At 69.4% G+C, this 3,244-nt stretch carries 2 protein-coding genes; both read right to left on the bottom strand.

Features of this window, described 5'->3' with window-relative positions; translation table 11 throughout:
• Nucleotides 1-106: 106 nt before the first annotated feature.
• Complete coding sequence (locus ACNFOC_RS52595; RefSeq protein ID WP_416966056.1) at nucleotides 107-1,024, bottom strand: GNAT family N-acetyltransferase; 918 nt, start codon at nucleotides 1,022-1,024, stop codon at nucleotides 107-109.
• Between the two features lie 255 nt (nucleotides 1,025-1,279).
• Nucleotides 1,280-3,244, bottom strand: a 1,965-nt coding sequence (locus tag ACNFOC_RS52600) for an IucA/IucC family protein (RefSeq protein WP_416966057.1), incomplete at its 5' end; no start/stop codon positions are given.

Here is a 3,244-nt window from a genome sequence, read left to right on the forward strand (position 1 = left end):
GGGCGCGGAGGCCGGGGCGATGACGGCGGCCGAAATCCGATTCGAGGGAGTGGGAACCGGATCGGGCTGAGCGGTGTACCAAAAGTGATGGCGTTGCCACGTGGCGTTACAGCAGATCGCGCAGGGAACGGTCTCGGACCATGAGGGCGGCCCGCTTGGCGGGCAGGTCGACCTCGGCGGAGAACCGGAAACCGGCGTCCAGGAAAGCGGCTACGGAAGGGGTGTTGCGAATGTCGGGTTCCGCGACGATGCGGGCGCAGGTGGAGCGGTTGTCGAGCACAAGGTCGGCGACGGCCCGGAGAAGGATGCCACCCAGCCCTCGTCCTCGGTCGGCGACGTTACCGATGAGGAGGTGGATGCCGGTGTCGTGCGGTCGGGCGGGGTAGTGGCGAGCCAGGGGGTCGAGGTCAGCCCGGTAGATCTCCCAGTAGCTCATCGGGGTGCCGTCCAGCACGCCGAGACAGGGAACGCTGCGTCCGTCGCCGGAGAGTTGGGCGCGCAGGTGATCCTCGGTCAGCGCCTGAGGTCCGGCCAGTTCCCAGAACTCCGCGACAGCAGGGTCGTTCATCCAGCGGTTGATCAGCGGAAGGTCGCGTTCGATGTGGACGGGGAGGAGGTGGAAGGCGCCTGCGGGGGTGTGGGTCTGTCCCCAGTCGGCGATGCGGTCGAGGAGGTCGTCGCCGGGCGGGGTGTAGGAGTTGGGCGAGATGTCATAGGTAGGCCGGGCGTCCGAGTCGGCCGGGATGGCCGCGTTGGGCTGGGCGGTGCCTTCCGCGCCCTCCGCTGAGTTCTGTCGCCCGATGGTGTCGGGCCCGTCGGGAGCAGCTGCGCGGTGGGCTACCGCACCGCGGGCTACCGCATCCCCTGCATCCGCCTCGGCGCAGAGCGCGATGAACTCCTCGGGCAAGCGGAGGCCGAGGGTGTCCTCGCTGTCCGTGCTCGGGCTCGGGCTCGCACTCGCGCTGGCGGCTAGCTCGGAGCTGGGGACAGTCGCGGTGTCGGCGCTCGCGTCGGTCGGAGGCACGGTGACGCTCCTCTCAGGGAATGGGGTGGGTCATGTTCCTCAGGGGCGAAGGGAGTTGGTGCTGGTCGGAGTTGAAGGCAGTTGGTCGCGGCCGGAGTTGAAGGGAGTCAGCGGCGGTCGAAGTCGGAAGAAGCAGTTGGCGTTCGAAGCCGGTTGCTGTGCTGGTCGGAGCCAAAGACCATCCGCGGTGACCGGATCGGGAGACGGTTGGCGGTGCCCATCGGAGCCAGTGACGTTGACGGGTGACGGTGACGGTCAGGAATGAAGGGGGTTCGCGATAGTGACGTAGACGGACTGGGTGTCGACCGGGCCGACGAGTTCGTCGAGGCCGTGCAGTCGGGTCAGCAGGTTGGCCTTGCAGCGCAGGACGGGTGAGTCGAACAGGCGGGCCGGCAGGGAGGTGCGCAGCCGGGCGGGACCGGAGGCCACGTCACCGAGGAAGCGCCGGAAGGCGGAGAGCAACAGCCGCTCGTCGGCGAGACGTTGCGAACCGAACGCTCCGATGAGACCGAGCACGTTGTTGATCGCGAGGTAATACGCGAAGCGTTCGTCGGTGACCTCGTCGGAGACGAAGGTGTCGCTGTGTTCGCCGATGCCGGGCAGCCGGGCGTCGATTTCCTCGCGCCGGGACGCGCGGAAGTAGTAGCCCTGGTTGTCGCGGTACCGGCCACCCACGGGCCACCCTTCGCCGTCCAGCAGAAGCAACGTGTTCTGCTGGTGCGCCTCCAGGGCGATCCCCGCCTCGCTGTCCAGCCACAGCACGGGACGGACGACCTGCTCCAGGTAGCGCAGGAACCACTCGGCGGCGACTGCTCCGCGCGACCGGCCGGTCCGCGCGGCGAGGCCCGTGACGACTTCGGCCAGACGGGACCGCAACAGCGGTGCACCGGACGTGGAGTGGCCGGTGTCGCCGACGTGGTTGATGCGGCTGATGCGGCTGACGTGCGAGGTCGTCGCCGGTCCGCCGACGGTGGCGCTCCGCCCGGTGTACGGCCGGAGTGAGACGAGCCCGGCGATGCAGGACACATCGTCGGACACGCTGAAGGGGTTGTGCCGGATCACCACGTCGATTCCGGCCAGGGGCACACGGGCATCCCGCTCCCCCGAGTCGGCGCCGCACTCGTCCAACGCGTCGACGGCCAGCCACGCCGGGTCGCGGACGATGTCGAAGCCGGGGTGGGCAGCGTGCCAGTGCTGGGACAGGCCGGTGCGGAGCAGGCGGTGGACCTCGACGCCTCGGTGGAGTTCCTTACGGAGGTTCTCACGGCGGGAGTTGGTGATGCGGAGGCCCAGGGACAGCTTGAGCATGGCGGGGGCGCCGGTTTGGTGGACGGTTCGTACAGAGGAGGTGGGGTGCCACGGGGCGCCGTGGGTGCCGAGGTCCTGGATCAGACCGGCGTCGAGCAAGGCTGCGACATCGGCTCGGTGTTGGATCTCGCGCCACTGCCAGGGATGCAGGGGAAGAGCCGCATGCCCCTCGGGCAACGGGAGTTCGGGGCCGGCGAGTCGGGCCGTCAGCTGGGCGGCGGGGACAGTCCGACCGCGTTCGGTCCAAGCCGAGTCAGTGGCGAGTACGGCAGGGGCGACAGCCAGCCAGTGCAACGGGAAGGAACCGCGCAACTCCGGTGAGTACAGGCGGGCTTCGGCCTCGGAGAGACCCTCGCGACTCTTCGGGGTCGGGTGCAACGGGTGTCCGAGCAGGAGTGCCTGTTCGGCGGAGAGGAAGAGATCGGGACCGTCGGCCGGGCGTGCGCGGCGGTCGGTGACGAAGGTGACGGTACGACGGACGGAGTCGGCTACGCGGGCCACCAGGTCGGTCACGGTTTCGGTCGCCGTTGCAGATGCCGTTGCAGGTTCCCTTGTCCCTGCCGCTGTCACCGCCTCGCCAATATCCGGGGCGGCCATGGGAAGTGCCGAACCCAAGGGTGCTCCGGATGCGCCTACCTCGGTAACCCCGGCGGCACTGCCAGCCCCCTGCGGCACTGCTCCCGCAGACGCGAAGGTCGCCGTATCGGCACCCGCTACGGAGCCGCCGTCACGCGCAACCGTCTCTCTGGCGAGCAGCGCCGCGACCGTCACCGCGTCGACAGGTGGTGCGCCGTGGGGAGTGTTGGACAGGTACGGAAGACCGAAGCGGTGCCAGCCCGTCGGGGACCAGTAGTGGACCTGGGCGAGCAGGGCCGTCACCGGATTCCGCTTCGCTCGCGCGGAGGCGTGATG

The organism is Streptomyces colwelliae, from assembly GCF_048158785.1.
Taxonomy (GTDB): domain Bacteria; phylum Actinomycetota; class Actinomycetes; order Streptomycetales; family Streptomycetaceae; genus Streptomyces.